Genomic DNA, 25,388 nt, shown 5'->3' on the forward strand with positions numbered 1-25,388 from the left:
GGTGGACCGGCTGGTCCCGGCGGCCCCGGCGGCCCCGGCGGTTCCGGTGGATCCGGTGCTTCCGGTGGGCTGGGTGGTTCCGGTGGGTCGGGTGCTTTCGGTGGACCGGCTGGTCCCGGCGGCCCCGGCGGCCCCGGCGGTTCCGGTGGATCCGGTGCTTCCGGTGGGCTGGGTGGTTCCGGTGGGTCGGGTGCTTCCGGTGGACCGGCTGGTCCCGGCGGGCCAGGTGGCTCCAGTGGCCCGGGTGCCGTCGCACCGCTGGACCACCTCCCGACGGTCACCGCCGGTCAGCCCGCCGGCCCGGGTACGCCGCCCGGTCAGTCGGTTGGCCCGGGTATGCCGCCTGGTCAGCCCGCCGCCCCGGGTACGCCGCCCGGTCACCTGGCCGGCCCGGGTACGCCGCCCGGTCAGTCGGTTGGTCCGGGTATGCCGCCTGGTCAGCCCGCCGCCCCGGGTACGCCGCCCGGTCACCTGGCCGGCCCGGGTACGCCGCCCGGTCAGTCGGTTGGCCCGGGTATGCCGCCTGGTCAGCCCGCCGCCCCGGGTACGCCGCCCGGGCACCTGGCCGCCCCCGGTACGCCGCCCGGTCACGCGGCCGCCCCAGGCATGCTGCCTGGTCATGCGGCCGCCCCGGGGACCACGCCCGAGGGCCCGGCCGCTCCAGGCGTCACGCCCGGCACCCCGCCCGCTCCGGCCGCCGGCCATGGGCACCCGACCGCCCCCGGCAACCCATCCGCGGACCCGACTGCCCCGGGCACCCCACCCGCGCACCCGACCGCCCCCGGCACCCCACCCGCGCACCCGATCTACGGCGCCCCGCAGCCCGCGCCCGCCCCCGCCGGTACACCGCCGCAGGGCCACCCGCCGCACCAGGGCTACGGCTATCCCCAGCCGGGGCCGGGACACGGCTCGCCCCAGCACGCCTACGGATCCACCCCGCCGGGTCATGGCTCGCCCCAGCAGGGCTACGGCCATCCGCAGTCACCGCCCGGTCCGGCGTACCCGCCACCGCCGTACGGTGGCCAGCCCGCGCCCGCCAACCCCTACGGCGCCCAGGCCCCCGGCCCACACGGCGCCGGAGGTCTCGGCTCCGCCCCGCCGTACGGACCCCCGCTCCAGGAGCCGCCGCGCAGGAACGGCCGGGCCACCGCGCTGCTCGTCGCCGTGGCCGTGGTCGTCGCGCTGGCGGCGGGCGGTTCGGTGTACGCCCTCATGAACGGGGACGGCGACCCCGAGGCGTCCCCGTCACCGACCCCGACCTCGTCCGGCGCCCCCACGACCCCCGGCCCGACGAGCCCCGATCCGACGTCACCCTCCCCGTCCGCCTCCGCCTCCGTCGCGACGGACGGCGCGATCCCGGCGGCGTACCTCGGCACCTGGGCCACCACGATCGACAACGCGGACGGCGTGCACACCCGCACGCTGACCATCCAGCAGGGCGAGCCCGGCGACACGGTCCTGTCCCTGACCGCCGACGGCGCCGACTACCACTGCGTCTTCGAGGCGGAACTGACCGCGGAGCCTCCGGCGGACGGCCCGCTGCGGATCGGTCCGTCCACGGTGACGGTCGGCGAACCGCGCTCCTCGTGCAGCCCCGGTGAGCCCACGGAGATCACCCTGCTGTCGGAGGACACGCTCCAGCGCGTGAACACGAGCACAGGGGAGAAGCTGACGTACACCCGGCAGTGACCGCGCAGGCCCCCAGGCCCCCACGCCCCCTAGGCCCCGTAGGGACGCCTCACCGCGGCTCCGGCGGACGCTGCCGCGGCATGTTCGGCCGGGCCGGGCCGGGCGGCATCGGGAACCGGCCGTGCGTGCCCCCGGCGTCCACCCGGGGGCCGGACGCGACCGCCGCCTGGATGCCCAGCGGCGCCGGCCCGGTGCGGAACTCCACCATCCAGTCGGCGGTCTCGGTACGCACCAGCTCGGTCACGTCCTCGCAGAACCGCCGCAGCACCCCCAGGCACCGCTCGGCCGCCTCGCTCGCCGTCCCCTCGGTCGGCCCCAGCACCTCGCGCACGCTCTCCGAGGCCCAGTCGAACTGCAACGCCAGCAGCCTGCGCTGCACGGCCTGCGCGGTCGCCACGTCCCTTATCCACCCCGAGGTGACCCCGAAGAACCGGTCCACGCCCACACACGCCACGGCGAGCATCAGCGCCAGATACCCCCAGGGCGCCACCCCGCCCATCACCCCGGTCAGATCCAGCAGCGGCAGCGCGGCCCCCGCGACCGCCCCCGCCGCCGCGCCCGCCCGCAGCGCCCGCGCCCCGCGCCGCTTCCAGACCCGGTCGGCGAGATACCAGGCCGCCGTGTCCAGGGCGCCGCGCTCCACCCACCGGTACAGCTCGTCCAGGCGCTGCGCGGGCTCGGCCCAGTCCCCGAGCGGGAACGCCCGCCCGGACAGATCGCCCGGCCGCAGCCCGGCCGCCCCCTCGCCCCGCCCGTCCTGGGGCGGCCCCTCGGGCTGCATCTCCGGCTGACCCACCCGGCACTCCCTACTCACGACTCACGCTGACGGATGCTGACGTGCCGGACCCTTCCTAGCGCCCAATGGGTGGCGAAGGTGACTCTTTCACCGCTTTTCCGCCCGGAAGAGGGCCTTGATCAGGTATAGGCCACGGAGAGAACTCACTCGAAAGAGTGCTGGGGCGACGACTGCGCGGACCACGTAGGCTCGTGCCAGGCGGAGAAAGCCATATGAGAGAGCCATACGAAAGCAGGAGCTGATCGTGATTCCCGGTGGTGGCCAGCCCAACATGCAGCAGCTGCTCCAGCAGGCCCAGAAGATGCAGCAGGATCTGGCCCGCGCCCAGGAGGAACTGGCGAACACGGAGGTCGACGGGCAGGCGGGCGGCGGCCTGGTCAAGGCCACGGTCACCGGCGCCGGCGAGCTGCGCGGCCTGGTCATCGACCCGAAGGCGGTGGACCCCGAGGACACCGAGACCCTCGCCGACCTGATCGTCGCGGCCGTCCACGCGGCCAACGAGAACGCGCAGGCCCTCCAGCAGCAGAAGCTCGGCCCGCTCGCCCAGGGCCTGGGCGGCGGCGGCATCCCGGGCCTGCCCTTCTGACGTTCTCACCCCGGGTCCTGCCTTTCGAAGACAGGCGCGGGCCCTCTACCGTACGTAGTGAAGGCACCCCAGGAAGGACGGCAGTCCGTTGTACGAAGGCGTGGTCCAGGACCTCATCGACGAGCTGGGGCGGCTGCCCGGCGTCGGTCCCAAGAGCGCCCAGCGGATCGCCTTCCACGTCCTCCAGGCGGAGCCGACGGACGTCCGGCGTCTCGCCCAGGCCCTGCTGGAGGTGAAGGCGAAGGTCCGCTTCTGCGCGGTGTGCGGCAACGTCGCGCAGGAGGAACAGTGCGGCATCTGCCGTGACCCGCGCCGCGACCCTTCGGTGATCTGCGTCGTCGAGGAACCGAAGGACGTGGTCGCCATCGAGCGCACCCGCGAGTTCCGCGGCCGCTATCACGTCCTGGGCGGAGCGATCAGCCCGATCGAGGGTGTCGGGCCCGACGACCTGCGTATACGGGAACTTCTCGCGCGGTTGGCCGACGGGACGGTCACGGAGCTGATCCTGGCCACCGACCCGAACCTGGAGGGCGAGGCGACGGCCACGTACCTCGCCCGGATGATCAAGCCCATGGGCCTCAAGGTCACCCGCCTGGCCAGCGGCCTCCCGGTGGGCGGCGACCTGGAATACGCGGACGAGGTGACCCTCGGCCGCGCCTTCGAGGGGAGACGACTCCTAGATGTCTGACGCCACGCTGCACTCCACGACGCAGGACCCGGACGACTTCGCGGTCCAGATCGCGGACCAGATCGAAAGCTTCCTGGTGGCCGTCACGGAGGTCGCGAAGGGCGACGAACCGGACTCGGCGGTCCCCTTCCTCCTCCTGGAGGTCTCCCAGCTCCTGCTCGCCGGGGGCCGCCTCGGCGCGCACGAGGACATCGTCCCCGACGAGCGCTACGAACCCGACCCGGGCCCCGAGCCGGACGTGGACGAACTCCGCGAGAACCTGGCCCGCATGCTGGAGCCGATCGACGTCTACTCCGAGGTCTTCGACCCCTACGAGCCCCGCAAGGCCCCGGTCCCGGCCCGTATCTCGGACGACCTCGCCGACGTCATCACCGACCTCCGCCACGGCATGGCCCACTACCGCGCGGGCCGCACGACCGAGGCCCTGTGGTGGTGGCAGTTCTCCTACTTCTCCAACTGGGGCGCGACGGCCTCCGCGACCCTGCGGGCCCTGCAGTCCGTGGTCGCCCACGTCCGCCTGAACCAGCCCCTGGAGGAGCTGGACGGCCTGGACACCGACCAGGGCATCGGCGACGACACCTTGGAGTTCGAGGCCGGCAAGGTCATGCAACAGGAGATCGCGGGGCCGCTGGGCCTGCGCTTCCAGTAGCACGCCCGGCAGGTGTGTGGGGGGCTCACATCCCCCACGCCCCTTTCAGTACGGCGCTGAGCCCGCCGCCCAGCGCCAGCCCCAGCACCAGCCTGCGCGCCCACGCCTCCGGCATACGCCCGGCCAGCATCCGTCCGGCGCCGGCCCTCGCGACCATCGCGGCCACCACCCAGGCCCACCGCTCCGCACCCAGCCGGGGCACCCCGCCCGCCGCCACCGAGACGACGTTGACGACCACGCCGTAGAACAGCGCGTTGGGCACCAACTCCCGCACCGTCCACCCGGCGTTGAGCGCGTAGAGCGACACAGGCGGCCCCCCGACCCCCGCCGCGGCGTTCATGAACCCACCCGCGGCCCCCGCCACGACCGCCCCCTTCCGCCCGCCCAGCGCGGCCACCCTGGCCCCCCGCATCACCAGCACCACCGCCACGGTCACCAGCCCGCCCATCACCACCAGCAGCACCGGCTCCGGCAACTGCCGCGTCAGCCAGGCCCCGGCGGGCACGGTGCAGACGGCCGCCACACACAACGGCCCCATGGCCGCGACCCGCACCCGCCGCCTCCCGCTCACCAGCCCCACGACACAAATGGCCCCGGCAGCACAGTTGGTGAGCACGACTCCCTCCACCGGCCCCAGCACCCACACCAGGGCCGGCACGGCGACCAGCGCGAAGCCCATGCCGGTGATCCACTGCACACACGAGCCGAGCAGCACGATCCCGAACAGCAGAAGATCCGTCACGGCACGAATGATCCCGCAGGGCCCCAGGGTGTCGTCAGGCCCCGTCAGGCCCCGTAAGGCGCCGTCAGACCCGGCGTCCGGACCCGCCCCGGCCCGCCGCAGTGGCGGACACGGCGAGAACGGACAGCAGGACGAGCGCACCGGCCGGGCCCAGGACGGTCCAGGGCGCCAGTTCGGCGTACGGCTGGTTCTCGGACAGCAGGCGGCCCCACTCCGGAGCGGGCGGCTGCGCGCCGAGGCCGAGGAAGCCGAGGGAGGCCAGGACGAGGACGTTGGTGGGCAGCCGCAGCAGGGCGTTGCGCAGGACCGCGGGGAGCACCGCGGGCAGGAAGTGGTGGCGCAGCAGATAGCCCGGACCGGCCCCGAAGGAGAGCGACGCGAGCATGTGCCCGCTCGCCCGCTCCTGTTCGAGCAGCGCCGCGGCCTGCGCGGCGTACGGCGTCCAGGCCACCAGGCACACCGCGCACGCGGCGCCCCACACCGACGGCCCGGTCACCGCGGTGGTCAGCAGACCGGCGAGAACCGCCGGCAGCGTCGCCGTCACCTCGGTCAGGCCCGCGCTCACCTGCCCCGCCATGCCGAGCAGCAGACCGAGCACGGTGCTGACCGCCGTGACCGCGAGAGCCACCCCCGCCGTGCGCAGCGCCCCGTGGCCGAGGCGGGCCAGCAGATCACGGCCCAGTGCGTCGGTGCCGAGCGGGTGGACGGCCGAGGGCGGCAGCAGCCGGGCCGCGGTGTCCACGTGCAGCGGGTCCCGCAGCAGGCCCGCCACCACCAGGGCGAGCAGCGCGGCGGCGCAGCACGCGGCGACCCAGCGCGCGGAGCGGCGCCGCGGCAGGGCGGCCGGCCGCAGCGCGGGCAGCGCGCCGTCGCGCAGGGCCGGGCCGAGCAGGGCGCGGCCGAGCGCCCGGACGAGCAGGCCCGCGGCGACCCCGAGGAGGACGAGGACGAGCGTCGCCGTCTGGAGCGGCGGGAGGTCCTGGGCGAGGGCGGAGTCCAGGGCGAGCCGTCCGAGCCCCGGGATGTTGAAGATCTTCTCCACCGCCACCGCGCCGCCGACCAGCGCCACGACGGTCGGCAGGAACTGCGGGAGCACCCCGGCCAGCGCGCGGCGCAGCGCGAGCCGGGCGACGGGCCCGGAGGAGTGACCGAAGGCGTGCCAGGTCCGTACGCACGGCTCCTGGAAGGCGGCGGGCAGCGCCTGGTCGAGCAGGCCGCCGATCATCGCCCCGGACGGGATGCCGAGGGCGAGCGCGGGCAGCACCATCGACTGCGGCCCCTCCCAGCCGCTGGACGGGAACCACCCCAGCCACACCCCGCCCACGGTGGCGAGCAGCGAGGCGAGCAGGAACTTGGGCAGCGCAGCCAGGACGGCGGCCGTGACACCCGCCCGCTGCCGGTGCAGCCGCCGCCGGGAACCGAGCCGCAGTGTGCGGGCACAGAGCAGCGCGGCGACCGCCAGGGTGACCACGAGAGCGCCCAGCATGAGCGTGAGCGAGACCGCGAAGGCGGCCGTCACCTGGGGCAGGACCGGTTCGCCCGACACCCAGGAGACGCCCGCGTCCCCGCGCGGCAGCCCGGCCAGCCACCGCACGAGGTGCGCGAACGGGCCGTCGTCGAGCCCGAGTTGCTCCCGTACGGCGGCCAGCTGCGCCGGTGTCGGGTCCTGGTCGGCGGAGCGCGCCCGCAGGACCGTCAGCGCCGGGTCGGTGCCGGAGAGCCAGGGCAGCAGGGCGACCGCCGCCAGCAGCGCTGCCGCGGCGACGACCCGGCCGGTGCCCGCGCGCCATCGGGTCGCGCCGGGTCCGGCGACGCCGACCGAAGTGCCGCTCATCCGCCGCTACTTCAGGCGGGTGTCGACGTCGATCAGGGCGCGTTCGCGCGGGTCGAGGATGACCCCCTCGACGTCGGTGGCGATGCCCTGGACGACCTTCTCGTGGACGAGCGGCACCACGGCGTCGGTGCGCAGGATCTCCGCCTCGGCCCGCATGATCTTCTGCTGCCGCCGCTCGGTGTCGCCCTCCTCGGCGGCGGACTCGATGGCCTGGTCGACGCCGGAGTCCTTCAGGCCGGCGATGTTGTAGACGCCGTCGCTGGTGAAGTCGCTGGCGAGGTAGGCGACGGCGTCGCCGGTGTCCAGCAGCGTCACCCGGGAGAAGACGAGCGCGTCGTACTTGCCCGCGAGGAGGTCGGCCTCCATCTGCGTGTACTCGCGCACGTCCTGCTTCACCGTGAACCCGGCCTTCTCCAGCTGCTGCTGGAGCACGGCGGCGGCCTCGGGCAGCTCCGCGCGGTTGGTGTAGGTGGCCAGACGCAGGGTCTTGCCCTTGGTCTCGGACTTCACCTGGGCGGTGGTCGCGGCCGCGACGCGCCCGGTCACGTCCACGCGCCGGTCGGCCGCCCACGGCACGGCCGGCCCGAACAGGCCCTGTGCGGGGTCGGCGTACCCGCCGAAGACCGAGTCGACGAGGGCGGAACCGTCGACGGCCTGCCGGGCGGCGGCGCGCAGCGCGGCGTCGGTGAAGAGCCCGCTGCCGGTGTTGAGGACGAGACTGTCGGTCCGGACGGACGGCACCTCGTGCCGGGTGTCCTTCTCCAGCAGCTCCGCCTGAGCCGTGGGAATCCACTCGGCGATGTCGACGTCGCCGCCGCGCAGCGCGTTGGCGCGGGCGGTGCCGTCGGCGATCCAGGTCACGTCGATGCCGGACGCCTTGGCCTTGCCGCCCCAGTAGCCGTCGTAGCGGTCGAGGACGGCCTTGGTCTTGCCGGTGAGCTTGGTGATCTCGAACGGCCCTGTACCGGTGCCGACCGGGCTGACGGCGCCGTCCTTCGCGTACGCCTTGGGGGACAGGATCCCGAGGGCGGGGCTGGCGAGCCGCAGCGGCAGCACCGGGTCGGCGGTTTCGCTGCTGATCGTGACGGTGTCGGCGTCGTCGGCCTCGGCGGTCAGCGTCACGTCGCTGAGGACCCGGGGCTTGGTCTTGGCGGCGCCGGCGTGGTCGAGAGCGTTGACGACGGACTCGGCGGTGACATCCGTCCCGTCCTGGAAGGTCGCCTTGCGCAGCTCGAAGGTCCAAGTGGTGGCGTTCTTCCGGGTCCAGGACTTCGCGAGCGCGGGAACGGCGGCGCCGCTCTCGTCCAGCGCGGTGAGTCCCTCGGCGACGGAGAGCTTGCTCAGGACGGTGGCGTCATTGCTGTACGGCGACAGCGCCTGCACCGGCGGCACGGCGAGGGCGACGCGCACCCGGCCACCCGCGTCGGCCGCGCCGCCCGACGCGCTCTCGCCGGAGGCGAAACACCCGGTCAGCAGGGGCACGAGGGCGGCTGCTGTGACGAGGCCGCGGGGGGTGGTGCGCATGGTGTTTCCTGTCGTGACTGGAGGGGCCTGTGAGGTAAGCCTTACCAAAGATACGCCAGATAGATGAAACTTGGATCACATCCCGGACGCGGTCAGCTCCGCACCGCGTCGAGCAGCCCGGCGGGATCGACGTACGGCGTCTCCGGAGTCGGCACGCTGTACCACCGCAGCGGCCAAGTGTTCCCCTCCAGCGCCGGAATCCCGATGTAGGTGACGGTCCGCACCCCTCTCCCGCCGAACTGCTGCACCCCCAGCGGCCACCGGTGCCGCCGCACTTCCCCCGGCGCCAGCAGGAAGTACATCCACCGCAGCCCGCTCGCCTCGCACACGATGGGTCCCGCGTCCCCGTCGGCCGCCCCGATCAGCCGCTCGGCGACCTGCTCCCCTCGCACGCCTTCGATCCGTACGGCGTCGAAGTGCACACCGGTCACACGGAGTTGGTGGCCGGCGGCCGGGACCCAGTCGGGGCGGTGAATTGCGTTCGTCATGGCCATACGGTGCCGACCGCGAGGCTACGCTCGGTAGTGACTCAGGTGCTACACGCCGCGGTGTACCGGTCGGAGGTGCGTTCTGTGTCCCAGTCGCCTGCCATGTGGCGCTTCATCGGAAACCAGTTGAAGCGCTGGCGCACGAAGGCGAACGTCAGCCGCGAGCAGTTGGCTGCCGCGTCGAACTACTCCCCGGACACCATCAAGGCGATGGAGCAGGGTGTACGGATGCCGACGGCCCGCGTCCTGGACGTGGCGGACGAGTTGTGCGGGGCGGAGGGGATGCTGAGTGCGGCGAAGGACTATCTGACCCGGGAGAAGTTCCCGGCGCGGGCGCAGGAGTTCATGGAGCGTGAAAGGGAGGCGATCAGTCTCTGGTGGTACGAGGTCACGTACGTACCTGGGCTGTTGCAGACCAAGACGTACGCGAAAGCCCTCATCGAGAACCACGTGCCGCCCTTGGATGGCGAGACTGCAGGGGAGCGCGTCATGGCCCGTATGGAGCGGCAGGCAATCCTCACCGAGCGCAAGCCGCCGGTGTCCCTCAGTTTTGTCGTCTATGAGGCCGCGCTACGCAGTCCGCAGGTGGACGATGAACAGCTGCACCGCCTGCTGGAGACCTCCCGGCTGGGCAATGTCACACTCCAGGTGCTCCCGTTCGACAGGGCCGTCTCGGTGGCCTTCATGGGACCCGTGGTGTTTTTGGAGACCCGCGACCATGAGCGGTTCGCCTATTCAGAAGGACAGTTGGGCAGCCAGCTTTCGGCTGACCCGGCGGCTGTAAGCCGTGCGACCGAGCGGCTTAGCATGATCCGTGCGCAGGCTCTCAGCCCCGATGAGTCGGCCCATTTCATCGAGCGAATGGTGGACCGCCATGAGTGATCAGCTGACGTGGATCAGGTCGAGCCACAGCGACTCCGAAGGCGGCGCCTGCGTCGAGGTTGCGTTCTCCGACACCGTCCACGTCCGTGACTCGAAGGTTCCCGCCGGCCCTCGGCTCCACGTCACCGCGCCCGCCTGGGACGCGTTCATCGCCGCAGTTCACCCCGAGGCTTGAGCCCCGAGTTCCGAGCCCCTCCATGGGTTCTGGATCGGGTTGGAGACCTGCCAACCAACCAAGTCTGTACGTGAGTTAAGGCGCTCTACCTCGAAAGGGTGACGTTCCGTGATCGGCTTGCGCCGGAACGTAAAGCCGCTCTAGGTTCGCGGCAAATAGATCGGCCCCGGTCGGTGCTGCAACACCGGCCCCGGGGCCTCGCCCTACTCATCGAAGGAACCTCTCCGATGGTGGCTTGCACCTACCCTAGTCCCGCCCTGCCGTCCCCGTCCCACCCCATGGCCAAAACGGGTTACGGCAAGCGCTCCGCGGGTGACGAAGACCCGCACGCGGACGCCGACTTCGCACATCTGAGCCCCCGCGACCGGGAGATCGCCGTCTTCGTGGACCACCTCGAAGAGGGCCACGCGATGGGCTACAAGGCGATCGCGGCGCAGCACCCCCGCTACGGCCAGCAGGCGGTCCGCACCTCACTGGGCCGCATCGTGCTCGCGGGCCATCTGCGCTGGATCAAGGAGCACATCACCGTCGAGGACGACTCGATGCGCTGGGTGACGCGGACGTACTGGTCGCGTACCCGCAGGTCGGAGGAGTGGTGGGCGGACTTCGTGCGGGAGCGCGACGGCAAGGACGTGACCGAGGACTACGTGTCGGGCCTGGCCCGCGTGGAGAGTGCCGAGGAGCAGCCGGCCCCGGAACCGGAGCAGACCGCTGAGCAGCCCAGCACCGCCTACCGTGCCCTCGCCGAGGTCCGGACCGCCGACGCCCGTATGCCGTTGTCCGAGGGCGACTGCCGCTCCCTCGAACCCCTCGCCGCGGAGTGGCTGTCCCGTGGCGCGACCCCTCACGACATCACCAAGGCCCTGACGGACGGGTTGCCGTCCGCCGTCAGCAACCCGGGCGGTCTCGCCCGCAAGCGATTGGAGAGCAAGATGCCCCCGAAGAAGGCGAAGGTCCGGCAGAAGGCCGCCCGCCGTGCCCGGGTCTCCCGAGTGATCATGGCCTGCGGTCTGTGCGACGCGGACGAGCGGACCACGAAGATCACACGCGGCCTGTGCGAGGAGTGCCTGGCGCTGATCGAGGCGGAAGGACCGGCGTACGGCTACGTCCCGGCCACCTTCCTGCCCGGCGCGGACGAGGTCATCGACGTGACCGAGAAGGTCAACGCCCTCAGGCGCGCGGCGGGCCTGCGGTGAGCGTGCAGGACGCGCCGGTCAGGGCACCATGGAGTCGAGGAGGCGACGCCATGACCCCCAGGACCGAGCAGCACCGGCCGCAGATGTCCGTCGAGGAGTTCGAGGAACTGGAACGCCATGCCCCGGAGACCGTGCGGCTGGAGTTCATTGGGGGAAAGGTCCAGGTCAAGCCGGTGACCGACGGCAATCACGACCACATCATCGCCTGGCTGCAGAGGCTGTGCATGCAGCACCGCCCCGAGCTCTGGCTCTATGGGGAACGCGGCATGAAGGTCGAGAGCTACCGGAAGGGCCGGGCGCGCCCGGACGGCGTTCTGGCGCCCTTCGGGTTCCCGAAGGGGCACGGGGACTGGTCCGAGGCGGAGGGCGTGCTCATGGCGGTGGAGGTCACGTCGTACGACACCGGCACACATCAGCGCGACCGGGTCGAGAAACCTGACGCTTACGCAGCCGCGGGGATTCCCGTCTACCTCCTCATCGACCGCGACGACGGCACCGTCACCGTCTTCAGCGATCCCGAGGACGGCCGCTACCGGCTGCAGCTCAACAAGCCCTTCGGCACCACCGTGGAGCTTCCCGAGCCTGTGAACTTCTCCCTCGACACCGAACCGCTCAAGGAGTTCGCGGACTGAGACACCGAAACCCTGCCCCCTTGCCGTCACTGGCGCGATGATGGCCGTATGACGGCGCAGCGGAAAGCGTTGATGTGGGCCGGGATCGGGCTCTGCGTGCTGGGGGCGGTGGGGCTGGTCGTCGGGGCTGTGGTGGACGTCGACGGGGCGGACCCCTGGGCGAGTGTGGCCGGTGGGGTGGCGGGGCTGCTGGGGCTGGCGGTGACGATCTTCGCGTTGGTGCGGGGGACGTCCGAGCCTGGGGCCGGGCCCGGTACGAACGTGACCGCCAGTGGCGTACGGGCCGTTGCCGCCGGGCGGGACATCGGCTTCGTCACGACGGGCGACAACAACACCGTGACACTGCCGAATCCGCCCGCGCCTCCCGCCCCCGCCGGACCGGCCGACGAGCCGCAGGTGCGGAACGTGACGGCCTCCGGGGACCGTTCCATCGCCGCCGGGCGTGACATCCGCCAGGCGAACACCGGCGACGGACCCACCGCGTGACCGCTTCGGCGGACGCGTTCGCGTTACCGGAGGACGCGCCGGACGGGTTGGTCCATCTGCCCGAGCGGACCGGCCTGTTCGTCGGGCGAGGGCGGGAACTGCGGCTGCTGGACAAGGCGTGCCGGCACGCGAGCCGAGTCGTCGTGCAGGCGGTGCACGGGCTCGGCGGCATCGGAAAGTCCACGCTCGCGGCCCGGTGGGCGGCGGGGCGTACGGACGTCTTCAACCCGGTGTGGTGGATCAACGCCGAGACGCCCGCCGACCTCGACGCCGGACTCGCCGAACTGGCGGTCGCGCTGCAGCCCGCGCTGCGTGACGTCCTGTCCCGGGAGACGCTGAGGGAACGGGCCGTGCAGTGGCTGGCGGCGCACGAGGGCTGGCTGCTCGTGCTCGACAACGTCTCCGACCCGGCGGATGTGAAGCCGTTGCTGGCTCGGGCCACGGGCGGGCGGTTCCTCGTCACCACGCGGAGGGCGAGCGGGTGGCACGGCATCGCCGAGCCGCTGTCGCTGGATGTGTTCCAACTCGCCGAGGCGACTGAGCTTTTCGCGCGTATCCAGGGTGGGTCCGCTGCCGATGCGGAGGAGTTGTGCCGCGAACTCGGGTGCCTTCCGCTCGCCGTGGAACAGGCCGCCGCCTACTGCGCGGAGGCGGGGATCACGGCCGACAAGTACGCGGATCTGCTGGCACGCTATCCGGAGCAGATCTTCGCCAGCGCGGCGGAAGGCGGGAGCAGCGAGCGGACCGTGGCCCGGGTGTGGCACGTGACGCTGGATCGCCTGGCGGAAACGCCGCTCGCGGGTGACGTCCTGCGGACCATCGCCTGGTGGGCGCCTGACGGGATCCCCCGTACGTATCTCGAACCGTTGGGCAGCCCGCCCGACGTGACCGAGGCGATCCGCCGGCTGGCGGCGCACAGCATGATCAGTCTGCACGAGGACGGGACGATCTCGGTGCACCGGCTGGTGCAGGCGGTGGCTCGGTCCGAAGGCGTGGAACACGCTGACACGGCCGCCCGGCTGTTGTTCGAAGCTGGGGTGGCGGTGCGTCACGTGGCGGCAGAGGGGAAGTGGCTCACGCATCTCGACGCGTTGACTTCGTGCACGGGGCCGGAGAGCGACGGGATTTTCGCGGCATATCTGTTCTTGCTGGGGGCGAGCATCCACCTCCATTTCGACATCGCGCGCTCCATCGTTCTGTCCGAGCGAGCTTTCGCGGCAGCCGAGCGCGTGTGCGGACCGCGTCATGGGATCACGCTGGAGATGCGCGATCGCCTGGCGTATACGTACGGGCGTGCCGGTGACGAGGAGCGGGCGATCAGGCTGTTCGAACAGAACGTGACCTACCATGTGCGGGCGTTCGGGCGCCGGGATCCACAGACGTTTTGGGCGAGGGCGAGGCTCGCCAACGAGCTGCGGGAGGCCGGGCGGCTGAGAGACGCCTTGTCACTCGCCGCTAAAAACGCCAGAAAGGCGGAACGAGCGCTCGGCACCGACGCCGCGACGACTCTTGAGGCATGGTCGGTCTGGGGCGAGGCCTTGGTCGAACGCGCCAGGGAGGACGTCGGCCGCTTCGCCGGACCGGCCTGTGACGCGCTGGAGGAGTTGCTGGACCGGGCGGTGTCCGCGACAGGCCGGGACAGCAATGTCACCTGGGAAGTACGGCATTCGCTGGCGTGGGCCAGGATGGCCGCTGGGGACGTCCAGGGAGCCGTGGCCATGTACGGGGAACTGGTCGAGAGCCGCAAACGCGTCCGCGGCGCGACGGACAGACTCACGCTCCAGGCCCGGACCCTGTTCGCCAGGTTTCTCTGGGAGCAGGCAGACGACCCCACCCGCGCCCGCGAGATCGCCATCCCTCTCCTCGCCGACTGGGAACGCCTCCTGGGTGACACCCCCTACGTCCGCCAACTCCGCGACGAGTTCGCTCTGTTGCTCACCGCGCCCGACTGACCACCCTCCGCACCTTGCACAACCCCTTCCTCCCCCCTGCATCTCCGCTGCACCCCCGCTAACCAGCGCAAAGCGAGTCTGGAGTCACTTCCGAGGCACCGGAAGCAACTCCCCTCTCACACACCGGAGATGTGATGACCCGCAAGACCCGCATACGCGCAGCCGTCGTTACCGTCGCCGCCCTCGCCACCGCCGCCACGGTCACCGCCGGAGTCGGCGTCGCCGGCTCCGAGCGGGCCGAGAAGAGGGCGAGCAAGGCGCAGATCGCCGGCCTCTTCGAGGAGTGGAACGCTGCGCTCCAGGCCGGCGACCCCGAGACCGTCGCCGGCCTGTACGCCTCCGACGCCGTCCTCCTCCCCACCGTCTCCAACAAGGTCCGCACCGACCGCGCCGGCATCGTCGACTACTTCGAGCACTTCCTGCACAACAAGCCGGTCGGGAAGAAGATCCAGACTGTCGTCAACGTCCTGGACGGCAACTCGGCGATCGACACCGGCGTGTACCAGTTCACGCTCACCGACCCTGCCACCGGCGACAAGCGCGTCGTCAAGGCCCGCTACACCTACGCCTACGAGAAGCGCGACGGCGAGTGGCTGATCGTCAACCACCACTCCTCGGCGATGCCCGAAGGCTGATCGAGACGCGCAGGCCGCCGCCCGGGGCGTCGGACAGCGTCACCGTTCCGCCGTCGTCCGTCACCAGCTGCTTCACCACGGCAAGGCCGAGTCCCGAGCCGGAGCGGCCCGTCAGGCCCTGGCCCCGCCAGAAGCGGTCGAACGCGCGGGACTTCTCCGCGTCGGACATGCCGGGGCCCTCGTCCAGGACGGAGAGGACGACTTCCTCCGGAGCGGTGTCGATCCGCACGGTGATCGTGGCGGCGTCCGGGGACACCTCCAGCGCGTTGGACAGGACGTTGTCCAGGACCTGCTCCAGGTGGCCCGGGGCCGCCAGCACAAGCGGCCGGTCGTCGGCGCTCCCCCTCAGCGCGATGGTGACTCCGCGCTCGTCGGCGGCCGGCCTCCACACCGACAGGCGTTCCTCGATGATCTCCCGCAAAGACACAGGTTCCGCCGCTGTCACCTTCGCCTCCGCCCTCGCCAGTACCAGCAGTCCGTTGACCAGGCGGCTCATACGGACCACCTCCGCCGTCGCCTGTTCGACGTCCTCGCGGACGAACTCGTCGTCCACGCCGTCGGCGATGTTGTCCAGGGACAGGCGCAGCGCCGTCAGGGGCGTGCGGAGCTGGTGGGAGGCGTCCGCCACGAAGATGCGTTGTGCGGCGACCAGGGTGTCCAGGCGTTCCGCGCCCTGGTTCAAGGTCCGCGCCAGGGTCTGGGTCTCCGGGGGGCCCGTCACGGGGGAGCGGGCCGTCAGGTCACCGTCGCTGAACCTGCTCGCCATGTCGTTGAGCTGGCGGAGCGGGCGGGTCAGACGGCGGGCGACCCCGACGCCGATCAGGGCCGCTACCCCCAGTACCACCACCGCCAGCACCGCGCGGAAGCCCCAGATCGTCCACAGGCGGTCGGTGAGGGCGTGTGTGGAGTAGACGATGCGTACGGCGCCGACCACCTCCCCGCCCTCGCCCGCCGGCGTCCGCGCGGGCACCGTGATGACCAGTTCGGGGCCCCAGATGAAGGAGGAGCCCCAGTCGGTCGTGGGCTGGCCCTGATCGAGGGCCTTCGCCAGAGCCGCGTCCCGGGCGGGGCGCGGCAGACCCCGCGCGCAGCTCCCCGGCGTGCTCACCTCCACCTCGCCGGGCGTCTCCTTGCCGTACGCCCTCGCCATCTCCTCCAGGGCCTGGCAGGACGACGTGCCGCCGTCGCCCAGCAGCAGGGCCATGGTCTTGGCCTCGCGCTGGACCGAGTCCTCCGTGTCGCCCCGGATCTGCGAGGTCAGGGTGAAAGCCACGGGCACGGTGAACAGGGCGATCGCCACCGCCACCAGCAGGACGTAGCTGCGGACGAGCTGGCGGATCATCGGGGCGTACCGCCGGCGTTGTCGCCGTCCCCGGCGATCTCCAGGCGGAAGCCGACACCGCGGACCGCCTCGATGGTGATCGCGCCCGCCAGCTTGCGGCGCAGGGCCGCCACGTGGACGTCCAGCGTCTTGGTCGGGCCGAACCAGTTGGCGTCCCAGACGGCTTCCATGATCTGTTCGCGGGTCATCAGCGCGCCCGGTTCCTCGGTGAGGAAGGCCAGGAGGTCGTACTCCTTGGGGGCCAGGGGCACCTCTTCGCCGTCCAGGCGGACGCGGGCCGCCTTGCGGTCGACGGTGAGGCGGGTGCCGTAGCGGTCCGGGCCCGTCTCCGCCGACGTGCGCGGTTGGGTACGGCGCAGCACCGCTCGGATGCGGGCGATGACCTCGCGTACGCCGAACGGCTTGGAGACGTAGTCGTCGGCGCCCAGCTCCAGGCCGACCACCCGGTCGGTCTCGTCGCTGCGCGCGCTGATCACGATGATCGGCACGTCGCCGCGCTCGCGCAGCGCCTTGCAGACGTCCAGGCCGTCGGTGTCGGGCAGGCCGAGGTCGAGGAGGACGACGTCGTACGGCCCGTCGTGTCGTAGTGCCGCCTCGCCCGTCGTCACCCAGGCCACGTCGAAGCCGTAGCGTTTCAGGCCGCGGCGCAGGGATTCGGCCACGGGCTCGTCGTCTTCCACCAGCAGTACGCGCACGGGGCGAACCTTAGTGCTTGAAAGTTAATTCACTCCTGTGTACTCCTGTTGGGCTCGCGTTGTGCTCCTGTGAACACTCGTGCATTGAATCCGTGAGTCTGGGCAGGGGGTGTCCTGGACGGCGCCCGACGTCTCACCATGCGGGAGCGCAGAGGTGGATTTCGGACGCTCGTTAGACTGAGCCGACCCGCAGTACACCGTCGTACACGCGGAACGAACACACATCGAGCGAGGAGCGCACGTGGGCCTTGTCGTGCAGAAGTACGGAGGCTCCTCCGTAGCCGATGCCGAGGGCATCAAGCGCGTCGCCAAGCGGATCGTGGAAGCGAAGAAGAACGGGCACCAGGTGGTGGCCGTGGTTTCCGCGATGGGCGACACGACGGACGAGCTGATCGATCTCGCCGAGCAGGTTTCCCCGATCCCTGCCGGGCGCGAGCTCGACATGCTGCTGACCGCCGGAGAGCGGATCTCCATGGCCCTGCTGGCCATGGCGATCAAAAACCTGGGCCACAGCGCCCAGTCGTTCACCGGCAGCCAGGCAGGTGTCATCACCGACTCGGTCCACAACAAAGCGCGGATCATCGACGTCACGCCGGGCCGGATCCGGGACTCGCTGGACGAGGGCAACATCGCCATCGTCGCCGGGTTCCAGGGGGTCAGCCAGGACACGAAGGACATCACCACGCTGGGGCGCGGTGGGTCCGACACCACCGCCGTCGCCCTCGCCGCGGCGCTCGACGCCGAGGTGTGCGAGATCTACACCGACGTCGACGGTGTGTTCACCGCCGACCCGCGCGTGGTGAAGAAAGCCCGGAAGATCGACTGGATCTCCTTCGAGGACATGCTGGAGCTGGCCTCGTCCGGGTCGAAGGTGCTGCTCCACCGGTGTGTGGAGTACGCCCGTCGCTACAACATCCCGATCCACGTCCGCTCCAGCTTCAGCGGGCTGCAGGGCACGTGGGTCAGCAGCGAGCCGATCAACCAAGGGGACAAGCAGGTGGAGCAGGCCATCATCTCCGGTGTCGCGCACGACACCTCCGAGGCCAAGATCACGGTCGTCGGCGTGCCCGACAAGCCGGGTGAGGCCGCCGCCATCTTCCGCACGATCGCCGATGCCGAGATCAACATCGACATGGTCGTGCAGAACGTGTCCGCCGCCTCCACCGGTCTGACGGACATCTCGTTCACGCTGCCCAAGACCGAGGGCCGCAAGGCCATCGACGCGCTCGAGAAGAACCGGTCCGGCATCGGCTTCGACTCGCTGCGCTACGACGACCAGATCGGCAAGATCTCGCTGGTCGGGGCCGGTATGAAGACCAACCCCGGGGTCACCGCCGCGTTCTTCGAGGCGCTGAGCGACGCCGGTGTGAACATCGAGCTGATCTCGACCTCCGAGATCCGTATCTCGGTGGTCACCCGCGCCGACGACGTCAACGAGGCCGTGCGCGCCGTGCACACCGCCTTCGGGCTGGACTCCGACAGTGACGAGGCCGTCGTCTACGGAGGCACCGGACGATGACCGGCAGGCCGACGCTCGCGGTCGTGGGAGCGACCGGGGCCGTCGGCGCGGTCATGCTCCAGATCCTGTCCCAGCACGCGGACATCTGGGGCGAGGTCCGACTCGTCGCCTCGCCGCGCTCGGCCGGCCGCAAGCTGGCCGTGCGCGGCGAGGAGGTCGAGGTCGTGGCCCTGTCGGAGGAGGCCTTCGACGGGATCGACATCGCCATGTTCGACGTACCCGATGACGTGTCCGCGCAGTGGGCTCCCATCGCCGCCGCCAAGGGCGTGGTCGTGGTCGACAACTCCGGCGCCTTCCGGATGGACCCGGACGTGCCGCTGGTCGTGCCCGAGGTCAACCCGCACGCGGTGCGCATCCGGCCGCGCGGGATCGTCGCCAACCCGCACTGCACCACGCTGTCGATGATCGTCGCGCTGGGCGCGCTGCACGCCGAGTCCGGGCTGCGCGAGCTGGTGGTGTCGTCGTACCAGGCGGTCAGCGGGGCCGGCCGGGCCGGGGTGGAGACGCTGCGCGAGCAGCTGTCCCTGGTCGCCGGTACGGAGCTGGGCACCAGCCCCGGCGATCTGCGCCGGGCGGTCGGCGACCGGACCGGGCCGTTCCCGGAGCCGGTGGCGCTGAACGTGGTGCCGTGGGCCGGGGAGCCGCGCGAGGACGGCTGGTCGTCCGAGGAGCTGACCGTGCGGGACGAGACCCGCAAGATCCTCGGGCTGCCGCGGCTGCCGGTCGCGGTGACCTGTGTCCGGGTGCCGGTGGTCACCGCGCACGCGATGACCGTGCACGCCCGCTTCGAGGACGAGGTCACGGTGGACCGGGCGCGCGAGATCCTGGCCACCGCGCCGGGTGTGGTGCTCTACGACAATCCGGCCGCCGGGGAGTTCCCGACGCCCGCCGACGTGGTGGGCACCGATCCGACCTGGGTGGGGCGGGTGCGCCGGGCGCTGGACGATCCGACGGCGCTCGAACTGTTCGTCTGCGGGGACAATCTGCGCAAAGGTGCCGCATTGAACACCGCGCAGATCGCGGAACTGGTGGCGACGGAGTTTTCGTGAGAGCTTCCGCTCACGGAAAAAGTCCCGGCGATGGCCGGAACCATTTGTAGGATCTGCGTAAGAGATTTCCTCCCCGTCTTCCGCAACCGCGCGGAGGGCGGGGAGCGTCTATGCGGTCACCCTTCCGGGGTGTGGGGACGCCGTGAACGAGGCGTGGGGACGCGTCGTTCGTATGGAACATAGGGGAAGAGCGGGACGCATGAGGGCAATTGGGGCACCGTCGGCTGTGCTGCCTGACGCGAGATCGAACGTGACGCTCGGCACGTACAACCCTCACGGGGGGAAGCACGTCCAACTGGCGTGGCAGAGGTTCTCGACTTCCCGGCGCCGACGCGCGGCACGGCCCTTCGGCCGGCCCGTCGGCCGCTTCGCACCCGCATGCCCGGCGCGCCCGGCGGCATGCCGGTGATCGCGCCCATGCCCGCAGCGCGGCCCGCCCGCATACCCAGCCAGCGTGACGGCGCCGAGTACGCCGAGGAGACCGTGGCCGCCGGTACCACCGTCGACCACCTGACCGAGACCTACCGCGCGCACTACCGCTCCCTGCTGGGACTCGCCGCCCTCCTCCTCGACGACACCGCCTCCTGCGAGGACGTCGTCCAGGAGGCGTTCATCCGCGTCCACTCCGCGCGCAAGCGGGTCCGTGACCCGGAGAAGACGCTCGCCTATCTGCGGCAGACGGTCGTCAACCTGTCCCGCTCGGCCCTGCGCCGCCGCATCCTCGGCCTGAAGCTGCTCTCCAAGCCGATGCCGGACATGGCGAGCGCCGAGGAGGGCGCGTACGACCAGCTGGAGCGCGACTCCCTCATCAAGGCGATGAAGGGCCTGCAGCGCCGCCAGCGCGAGGTCCTGGTGCTGCGCTACTTCGCGGACATGACGGAGGCCCAGGTCGCCGAGACCCTCGGCATATCCCTCGGCTCGGTGAAGGCGTACGGTTCTCGCGGCATCGCGGCCCTCCGCGTGGCCATGGAGGCACCGGCATGACAGGCCCCGAGGACCAGGGACGCCGGCACCTGCGGGTCCCGCACGAGCCGTACGAATCGCGCGACCCGACCGAGGCGACGCCCGAGACGGCCGAGACGGCCGAAGCGCATGAGCATGAGCCGAAGCAACCGCACGCTGGGAACGGAACTGTGAACCACGGCCCCGACGACCAGGGCCCCGACGGGCTCGACTCGGACGAGCTGGCACTGCGCAGGATGCTGCACGGCGCGGTGGAGGACATCGAGCCGCGCGACGGCACGCTGGAGCACCTGCGGCGGGCGGTGCCCGCCCGGCGGGCGCGCAAGCGGCAGGCCGTCGTCGGCATGGCGGCCGCCGCCCTCTTCGTCGGCACCGCCGTCCCGGCCCTGGTGCACGTCTCCAACGCCACCGGCAGCGACGCCAACCCCTCCATCGCCGGCCACGGCTCCCAGGCCCAGGGCGGCACCGGCGAGGGCAAGAGCACCCAGGGTGCGGGCGAGAGCTCCGGCGGCTCCTCCGGCAAGACGGAGGAGAAGGGTAAGGACGGCAAGCAGGAGCACGACAAGGGCAAGGGCGGCAGCAGCGAGAGCGGTTCCGGCGGCAGCGCCGGTCCGTCGGTGCCCAGCTCGGAGTCCACGGCGGCGTGCACCGTCGACCAGCTCGGCGCCACGGGCGGGGCCGACGCCCCGGACTCCGTGGGAACCGTCTACGGCACCTTCCGGATCACCAACATCTCCGGCAGCAGCTGCACCGTCAGCGGCCCCGGCACGCTGACCCCGCTGGCCCAGGGCGCCGCGGACCCCGCCAGGATCGGCCAGGCCCGGCATGTCGCCGGCGACCCGGCGGCCGGCCTGCCCGACCCGTCCCTGGAAGTGCCGCAGCTGGTGCTGCTGCCGGGGGCGGCGTACGAGGTGAAGTTCGCCTGGGTGCCGTCCGACGCCTGTCCCACCAACAACGACCCCACCGGCGGTGGCGGCAACGGCGGCGGCAACGGCGGCACCGAGCCGAGCCCGGACCCGACGCCCACCGAGTCCACCCCGCCGCCGGACGGCAGCTCCACGGGCGGCGACGGTACGGCGCCCCAGCTGGTGACCGAGGACGGCACGGCCGACGGCAGCGTGGCCCTGTCGTACACCGCCGACGCGGGCGCGTCGACCGGCGTGACCGTGACCAACGCCTGCGCGGGCACGGTCTACCACACCGGGCTGCTGTCGGCCTCCTAGTCGCGGACGCCGTTCACACGCCGGACGGGCTGGAGACGCGCTCCTGCTCGTCCGGGACCAGGCCCAGTTCCGCGTCCCGGGCGAACTCCAGCTCGCGGCGCAGCAGCCGGAACCACATGAAGACGACGAAGCCCCCGAAGACGAACCACTCGCCGGTGTAGCCGAGGTTCTGGAACGCCTTCAGATCGAGCCCGGTGTCCGGGGTCGCCGCAACGGGGACCGTCTTCATCCCGGAGTCGGCCTTGTTGAGGGTGACCCAGGCGTCCTGGACGTCGTACGGCACCAGGTTGACCAGCGAGGCCGCGCTGATCGCGGCGGTCTGCCCGGACGGCAGCCCGCCCGCCGCGCTGACCCCGTTCTCGCCGGGCATCTCCGACGCCTGGAGCGCACCCCGGACCGTGACCTCACCGGACGGCGGGGCGGGCGCCTTCGCCGGGTCGGCGGTGCCGGGCAGCCAGCCGCGCACCACCGGCAGGGCCTTGCCGTCGTCGGTGCGCAGCAGGGTCAGGACGTAGAAGCCGCGCTTGGCGTCCAGCTTCCGGTCGGGGACGAGCAGCTGCTCGCCATAGGTGCCGGTCGCCGTGGTCTGCTTGCCCGCGGTCGCCTTGTTCACCGGCAGCAGCTCCGCCAGTGGACGGGCCGCCTCCCGCTGGTTCGAGGCGGCCTGCCGCTCCGCGCTGCGATGGCCGTCGACCCGGTCCTCGAACCTGCTCAGCTGCCAGGACCCCATGAACACGCAGAAGGGGATGGCGAGCAGCACGAAGACGTTGATGCCCCACCAGCGGGGCGTCAGCAGAAACCGGTACACGCCCTCAACGGTACGGGGGCGGCGCGGCGGGCCCGCCGCGGGGGTCAGGGCCTGCTCGCCTTCAGCGAGTACATCAGCGGGACCTTCGGCTGCCCCGCCGGGAAGCGGTAGGTGCCGTCCGGGTGCTGCCGGAAGGAGCCGAAGCGGCCGAACAGCGAGATGTCGTGCTCGTGCAGGAACTCGACGCGCAGCCCGGCCGCGGCGATCGCGGAGACCACCTCGCCGAGCGGGTGCTGCCACTCCACGCTGCGGTTGTGCACGGTCTCGGCGGTCTCGTCGGCATAGGTGCCCGGCTCGTCGTACACCTGGGCGTCGCGGTCGAAGTAGTCGCGCACCACGCGGGAGCCGGTCTCGTCGTCGAGGACGTCGGTGATCGGGTGGAACTCCGCGAGGTAGAGGAACCCGCCGGGCGCGACCAGCGAGGCCGCCGTCTCGGCCCAGGCCCGGATGTCGGGCAGCCAGCACAGGGCGCCGGTGCCGGTGTAGACGATGTCGTACGAGGGGTCCGGCACCGCCTCCGCCGCGTCGTACACGTCGGCCGTGACGAACGCCGCCCGGTCCTGGCCGAAGCCGAGGTCGGCGGCGAGGCCGCGGGCGGTCTCCACGGCCGGGGCCGAGAAGTCCAGGCCGACCACGCGGGCGGCGCCGCGCCGGGCCCAGGAGAGGGTGTCCAGGCCCATGTGGCACTGGAGGTGGAGGAGGGAACGGCCGGTCACGTCCCCGACCTCGGCGATCTCGAAGGCGCGCAGGGGGTCGTCTCCGGCGCGGAAGCCGTCCAGGTCGTAGTACGGGCTGGCGGCGTGCAGGGGAGCGCGTTCGTCCCAGAGGGCGCGGTTGGCGTCGCGCCAGTCGGTGGGCGCGGCGGAGGCGGCGGTGGGCGCGGCGGAGGTGACGGTGGGCTGGGGCGCGGACATGATCCCGAAGTTATCCACAGGCTGGGGGCCTCGCCAGCGAATTGTCGGCGGGAGCGGGCAGTATGGGGGCATGACTGAGAGCAACGGGGTCGCCGCGCCGGAGCGGACCGAGGACATGCCGGACTGGGAGAAGCGCTTCAGGGCGCCGCGGGTGTCGCTGCCCGACTGGGCGCAGGACGCCCCGGAGCGCTCCCTGTTCGTGTCCAACGCGACGGGCACGTACGAGCTGTACGCCTGGGACCGCGCGACCGGCGACCGGCGCCAGGTCACCGACCGGCCGAACGGCACGACGGACGGCGTGCTCTCCCCGGACGGCGCCTGGATCTGGTGGTTCGACGACAAGGACGGCGACGAGTTCGGCGTCTGGCGCCGCCAGCCCTTCGAGGGCGGCGAGGACGAACTGGCGGTTCCCGGCCTCGACCCGTCCTACCCGGCGGGCCTGGCGCTCGGCCGGGACGGCCGTACGGCGGTGATCGGCCGCTCCACCGACGAGGACGGCACCACGATCCACCTAGCGCGCACCGGCGAGGCGCCGGTGGAGATCTACCGGCACCGCGAGTCCGCGGGCGTCGGCGACCTCTCGCACGACGGCACGCTGATCGCCGTCGAGCACACCGAGCACGGTGACGCGATGCACTCGGCGCTGCGCGTGCTGCGCCCGGACGGCAGCACGGTCGCCGAGCTGGACGACACCAAGGACGGCACGAAGGAGCTGGGCCTGGAGGTGCTGGGCTTCGCCCCGGTGGACGGCGACACCCGGCTGCTCATCGGCCACCAGCGGCGCGGCCGCTGGGAGCCGCTGGTGTGGGACGTGGCGACCGGCGAGGAGAGCGACCTCGCCCTGGAGCTGCCCGGCGACGTGAGCGCGGAGTGGTATCCGGACGGCTCCGGTCTGCTCATCGGGCACAGCTTCGAGGCCCGCAGCGAACTCTTCCGCTTCGACCTCGCCACCCGCCGCCTGGAGAAGATCCCCACCCCGCCCGGCACGGTCTCCGGCGCCACGCCCCGGCCCGACGGCAGCGTGGAGTACCTGTGGTCGTCGGCCGCCGAGCCGTCCGCGGTGCGGTCGACCCGCGGCGGCGTCGTCCTGGACCCGCCGGGCATGAGGTCGCCGGGCTCGGTCCCGGTCGAGGACGTGTGGGTGGAGGGCCCCGGCGGCCGGATCCACGCCCTGGTGCAGAAGCCGGCCGGCGCGACCGGCCCGCTCCCCACCGTCTTCGACATCCACGGCGGCCCCACCTGGCACGACAGCGACTCCTTCGCCGCCGGCCCGGCGGCCTGGGTGGACCACGGGTACGCGGTGGTGCGGGTGAACTACCGCGGCTCCACCGGCTACGGCCGCGCCTGGACGGACGCCCTGAAGCACCGGGTCGGTCTGATCGAGCTGGAGGACATCGCGGCGGTCCGCGAGTGGGCCGTCGGCTCGGGTCTCGCCGACCCTCGGCGCCTGATCCTCACCGGCGGCTCCTGGGGCGGCTACCTGACCCTGCTGGGCCTGGGCACCCAGCCCGACGCCTGGACCCTGGGCATCGCCGCCGTCCCCGTCGCGGACTACGTCACCGCGTACCACGACGAGATGGAGGCCCTGAAGGCCATGGACCGCACCCTCCTCGGCGGCACCCCCGAGGAGGTCCCCGAGCGCTTCGAGGCCTCCTCCCCGCTGACCTACGTCGACCAGGTCAAGGCCCCGGTCTACATCTCCGCCGGCGTCAACGACCCGCGCTGCCCCATCCGTCAGATCGAGAACTACGTCAGGCGCCTGGAGGCCCGCGGCGCGGTCCACGAGGTCTACCGCTACGACGCCGGGCACGGCTCCCTCGTCGTGGACGAGCGGATCAAGCAGGTGCGGCTGGAGCTGGAGTTCGCGGAGCGGCATCTGAAGGGGGTCACCGACTGACGGGGGTCCAGGGGACTCCGCCCC

General features: G+C 72.0%; 25 protein-coding genes and 1 pseudogene. 16 read left to right on the forward strand and 10 right to left on the reverse strand.

From position 1 onward, the window contains the following. A pseudogene (locus ACZ42A_RS36470) lies at positions 1–621 on the reverse strand (hypothetical protein); the annotation flags it as partial. Here ACZ42A_RS36470 and ACZ42A_RS36475 point away from each other — a divergent pair. Next, positions 607–1,689: a hypothetical protein gene (locus tag ACZ42A_RS36475; RefSeq protein WP_468531652.1), complete on the forward strand. Its 1,083-nt coding sequence runs from the start codon at positions 607–609 to the stop codon at positions 1,687–1,689. The pseudogene ACZ42A_RS36470 and the gene ACZ42A_RS36475 sit on opposite strands and share 15 nt — an antisense overlap. Positions 1,690–1,738: 49 nt before the next feature. Here the strand turns inward: ACZ42A_RS36475 and ACZ42A_RS36480 are convergent, their stop codons facing one another. Beyond that, positions 1,739–2,485 carry an SLATT domain-containing protein gene (locus tag ACZ42A_RS36480; RefSeq protein WP_468531653.1) on the reverse strand — a complete coding sequence of 249 codons (747 nt, stop codon included), beginning with the start codon at positions 2,483–2,485 and terminating at the stop codon, positions 1,739–1,741. Positions 2,486–2,729: 244 nt separating this feature from the next. Between ACZ42A_RS36480 and ACZ42A_RS36485 the strand changes: the two genes are divergently transcribed. The 3 genes from ACZ42A_RS36485 to ACZ42A_RS36495 all read left to right on the forward strand — a co-directional run bounded on the left by ACZ42A_RS36485 (position 2,730) and on the right by ACZ42A_RS36495 (position 4,408). Then, entirely contained in the window at positions 2,730–3,071 is a 342-nt protein-coding gene (locus ACZ42A_RS36485) for a YbaB/EbfC family nucleoid-associated protein (protein WP_468531654.1), read from the forward strand. A gap of 88 nt (positions 3,072–3,159) precedes the next feature. After that, positions 3,160–3,759, forward strand: a complete 600-nt coding sequence (gene recR / locus ACZ42A_RS36490; RefSeq protein ID WP_351844681.1) for a recombination mediator RecR — start codon at positions 3,160–3,162, stop codon at positions 3,757–3,759. Continuing rightward, a complete protein-coding gene (locus ACZ42A_RS36495; RefSeq protein WP_468531655.1) occupies positions 3,752–4,408 on the forward strand; it encodes a DUF5063 domain-containing protein in 657 nt (218 codons plus the stop codon). The genes recR and ACZ42A_RS36495 overlap by 8 nt, the downstream gene beginning before the upstream one ends. Positions 4,409–4,433: 25 nt before the next feature. Here the strand turns inward: ACZ42A_RS36495 and ACZ42A_RS36500 are convergent, their stop codons facing one another. The 4 genes from ACZ42A_RS36500 to ACZ42A_RS36515 form a co-directional block, all read right to left on the reverse strand. Beyond that, positions 4,434–5,150, reverse strand: coding sequence for a TSUP family transporter (locus tag ACZ42A_RS36500; RefSeq protein ID WP_468531656.1), 717 nt, complete (start codon positions 5,148–5,150; stop codon positions 4,434–4,436). A 64-nt stretch (positions 5,151–5,214) separates the two neighbouring features. After that, the gene (locus tag ACZ42A_RS36505; protein WP_468531657.1) at positions 5,215–6,984 is read right to left on the reverse strand and encodes an ABC transporter permease subunit; all 1,770 of its coding nucleotides are present in this window, start codon (positions 6,982–6,984) and stop codon (positions 5,215–5,217) included. A gap of 6 nt (positions 6,985–6,990) precedes the next feature. Beyond that, positions 6,991–8,508, reverse strand: coding sequence for an ABC transporter substrate-binding protein (locus ACZ42A_RS36510; RefSeq protein ID WP_468531658.1), 1,518 nt, complete (start codon positions 8,506–8,508; stop codon positions 6,991–6,993). A 92-nt stretch (positions 8,509–8,600) separates the two neighbouring features. Next, a complete protein-coding gene (locus ACZ42A_RS36515; protein WP_468531659.1) occupies positions 8,601–9,002 on the reverse strand; it encodes a hypothetical protein in 402 nt (133 codons plus the stop codon). 96 nt (positions 9,003–9,098) lie between these two features. On the opposite strand from ACZ42A_RS36515, the gene ACZ42A_RS36520 reads away from it, so the two are divergent. The 7 genes from ACZ42A_RS36520 (at position 9,099) to ACZ42A_RS36550 (ending at position 14,954) form a co-directional block, all read left to right on the forward strand. Continuing rightward, positions 9,099–9,878: a helix-turn-helix domain-containing protein gene (locus ACZ42A_RS36520; RefSeq protein WP_468531745.1), complete on the forward strand. Its 780-nt coding sequence runs from the start codon at positions 9,099–9,101 to the stop codon at positions 9,876–9,878. Beyond that, positions 9,871–10,053 (forward strand): DUF397 domain-containing protein, encoded by a 183-nt coding sequence (locus ACZ42A_RS36525; RefSeq protein WP_468531660.1) that lies wholly within the window; start codon positions 9,871–9,873, stop codon positions 10,051–10,053. The genes ACZ42A_RS36520 and ACZ42A_RS36525 overlap by 8 nt, the downstream gene beginning before the upstream one ends. 278 nt (positions 10,054–10,331) lie before the next feature. Then, complete coding sequence (locus tag ACZ42A_RS36530; RefSeq protein WP_468531661.1) at positions 10,332–11,249, forward strand: hypothetical protein; 918 nt, start codon at positions 10,332–10,334, stop codon at positions 11,247–11,249. Positions 11,250–11,299: 50 nt separating this feature from the next. Beyond that, positions 11,300–11,881 carry a Uma2 family endonuclease gene (locus ACZ42A_RS36535; RefSeq protein ID WP_468531662.1) on the forward strand — a complete coding sequence of 194 codons (582 nt, stop codon included), beginning with the start codon at positions 11,300–11,302 and terminating at the stop codon, positions 11,879–11,881. A 48-nt stretch (positions 11,882–11,929) separates the two neighbouring features. Next, a complete protein-coding gene (locus ACZ42A_RS36540) occupies positions 11,930–12,367 on the forward strand; it encodes a hypothetical protein (protein ID WP_468531663.1) in 438 nt (145 codons plus the stop codon). Then, positions 12,364–14,319: a tetratricopeptide repeat protein gene (locus ACZ42A_RS36545; RefSeq protein ID WP_468531664.1), complete on the forward strand. Its 1,956-nt coding sequence runs from the start codon at positions 12,364–12,366 to the stop codon at positions 14,317–14,319. The genes ACZ42A_RS36540 and ACZ42A_RS36545 overlap by 4 nt, the downstream gene beginning before the upstream one ends. Positions 14,320–14,453: 134 nt before the next feature. Beyond that, positions 14,454–14,954, forward strand: a complete 501-nt coding sequence (locus ACZ42A_RS36550; RefSeq protein WP_468531665.1) for an SgcJ/EcaC family oxidoreductase — start codon at positions 14,454–14,456, stop codon at positions 14,952–14,954. Here ACZ42A_RS36550 and ACZ42A_RS36555 read toward each other — a convergent pair. Next, complete coding sequence (locus ACZ42A_RS36555) at positions 14,920–16,296, reverse strand: HAMP domain-containing sensor histidine kinase (protein ID WP_468531666.1); 1,377 nt, start codon at positions 16,294–16,296, stop codon at positions 14,920–14,922. The two genes, ACZ42A_RS36550 and ACZ42A_RS36555, sit on opposite strands and share 35 nt — an antisense overlap. Then, positions 16,293–16,991 carry a response regulator transcription factor gene (locus tag ACZ42A_RS36560; RefSeq protein WP_468531667.1) on the reverse strand — a complete coding sequence of 233 codons (699 nt, stop codon included), beginning with the start codon at positions 16,989–16,991 and terminating at the stop codon, positions 16,293–16,295. The genes ACZ42A_RS36555 and ACZ42A_RS36560 overlap by 4 nt, the downstream gene beginning before the upstream one ends. Positions 16,992–17,232: 241 nt before the next feature. On the opposite strand from ACZ42A_RS36560, the gene ACZ42A_RS36565 reads away from it, so the two are divergent. From ACZ42A_RS36565 to ACZ42A_RS36580, 4 genes are all read left to right on the forward strand, one after another. Beyond that, positions 17,233–18,510: an aspartate kinase gene (locus ACZ42A_RS36565; RefSeq protein ID WP_086170279.1), complete on the forward strand. Its 1,278-nt coding sequence runs from the start codon at positions 17,233–17,235 to the stop codon at positions 18,508–18,510. After that, on the forward strand, positions 18,507–19,559 hold the full coding sequence (locus ACZ42A_RS36570; protein ID WP_468531668.1) for an aspartate-semialdehyde dehydrogenase: 1,053 nt from the start codon (positions 18,507–18,509) through the stop codon (positions 19,557–19,559). The genes ACZ42A_RS36565 and ACZ42A_RS36570 overlap by 4 nt, the downstream gene beginning before the upstream one ends. 300 nt (positions 19,560–19,859) lie before the next feature. Next, positions 19,860–20,543 carry a SigE family RNA polymerase sigma factor gene (locus ACZ42A_RS36575; protein WP_468531669.1) on the forward strand — a complete coding sequence of 228 codons (684 nt, stop codon included), beginning with the start codon at positions 19,860–19,862 and terminating at the stop codon, positions 20,541–20,543. Beyond that, positions 20,540–21,745, forward strand: coding sequence for a hypothetical protein (locus tag ACZ42A_RS36580; protein WP_468531670.1), 1,206 nt, complete (start codon positions 20,540–20,542; stop codon positions 21,743–21,745). The genes ACZ42A_RS36575 and ACZ42A_RS36580 overlap by 4 nt, the downstream gene beginning before the upstream one ends. A gap of 13 nt (positions 21,746–21,758) precedes the next feature. On the opposite strand, the gene ACZ42A_RS36585 is transcribed toward ACZ42A_RS36580, so the two are convergent. Together ACZ42A_RS36585 and ACZ42A_RS36590 are read right to left on the reverse strand one after the other, a co-directional pair. After that, a complete protein-coding gene (locus ACZ42A_RS36585) occupies positions 21,759–22,553 on the reverse strand; it encodes an SURF1 family protein (RefSeq protein ID WP_468531671.1) in 795 nt (264 codons plus the stop codon). Between the two features lie 44 nt (positions 22,554–22,597). After that, positions 22,598–23,467 carry a class I SAM-dependent methyltransferase gene (locus tag ACZ42A_RS36590; RefSeq protein WP_468531672.1) on the reverse strand — a complete coding sequence of 290 codons (870 nt, stop codon included), beginning with the start codon at positions 23,465–23,467 and terminating at the stop codon, positions 22,598–22,600. Between the two features lie 70 nt (positions 23,468–23,537). Between ACZ42A_RS36590 and ACZ42A_RS36595 the strand changes: the two genes are divergently transcribed. Continuing rightward, positions 23,538–25,364, forward strand: a complete 1,827-nt coding sequence (locus ACZ42A_RS36595) for a S9 family peptidase (RefSeq protein ID WP_468531673.1) — start codon at positions 23,538–23,540, stop codon at positions 25,362–25,364. Positions 25,365–25,388 lie beyond the last annotated feature (24 nt).

Source organism: Streptomyces sp. NPDC030838, assembly GCF_055572035.1.